General features: G+C 65.0%; 1 protein-coding gene. It reads left to right on the top strand.

Annotated elements, in window-relative coordinates; all coding sequences use genetic code 11:
* Positions 1 to 47: 47 nt before the first annotated feature.
* Positions 48 to 937 (top strand): IS30 family transposase (locus A4A58_RS20100; protein ID WP_068735433.1); only part of this gene is annotated, 890 nt, incomplete at its 3' end.

The raw sequence follows: 937 nt of genomic DNA, 5'->3' as shown, positions 1-937 counted from the left end.
TCCGCTGAGTTCTCAAACGAAGTGCAACACCAGACTAGGGTGTTGCGATGGACCGAACCTACGCCCAGCTGTCGCTGGATGACCGCTACAGGATTGCCCAGCTTTACGCCGAAGGGCGCTCGATCCGGCAAATCGCGGCAGCTCTGGATCGCGCGCCATCGACTGTCTCCCGGGAGCTGAAGCGCAATGCCGGCGTGCAGGTCGGCTACAAACCCGCTTACGCGCAGGGCCAGACGACGGCGCGGCGCTGGAAGGGCGCCCGGTTGGACCGCGATGCCGGGCTCCGCACCGAAGTTCTGGAAGGACTTCGGTGCGGCTGGTCCCCGGAACAGGTCTGCGGGGTGCTCGCCTTACAGCATGGCCGCAAGGTGATCTCGCCGGAGAGTATCTACCGTTTCATCCACGCCCAGATCGCGCGCACCAAGGATTACAGCTGGCGACGATATCTGCCGCGCGGCAAGAGCAAGCGCGGCTTCCGCGGTCGCAAGGGCGGGTCGTCAGCGTTGCATATCGAGGGCCGGGTGCCGATCGCCGACCGACCAAAAGAAGCCCTGGACCGCGCCACCGCCGGCCATTGGGAGGGCGATCTGATGATGTTCGCGCGCTACGGCCAGGCCATCCTCACATTGCATGAGCGATCATCCCGTCTGATGATCGCCGTGCGTCTGCCCGGCAAGGCCGCCCGTCCGGTTGCGCAAACCATCACCCGACTGCTGGCACCGCTGCCGCCCGAACTGCGACAGAGCATCACTTTCGACAACGGCACCGAGTTCGCCCGCCACACAGACCTCCATGCGCTCGGTATCCAGACGTTCTTCTGCGATCCCTACGCCCCCTGGCAGAAAGGTGGCGTCGAGAATGCCATCGGCCGCATGCGTCGCAGGATCCCGCGCAAGACCGATCTGGCCACGCTCACGCCCCAGGATCTTGCTGATGC

The organism is Tardiphaga robiniae (genome assembly GCF_001618955.1).
Classification (GTDB): Bacteria; Pseudomonadota; Alphaproteobacteria; order Rhizobiales; family Xanthobacteraceae; genus Tardiphaga; species Tardiphaga robiniae_A.
Note: the sequence above shows the minus strand (reverse complement) of the source record. Positions and strands in the feature narration are given on the sequence as shown.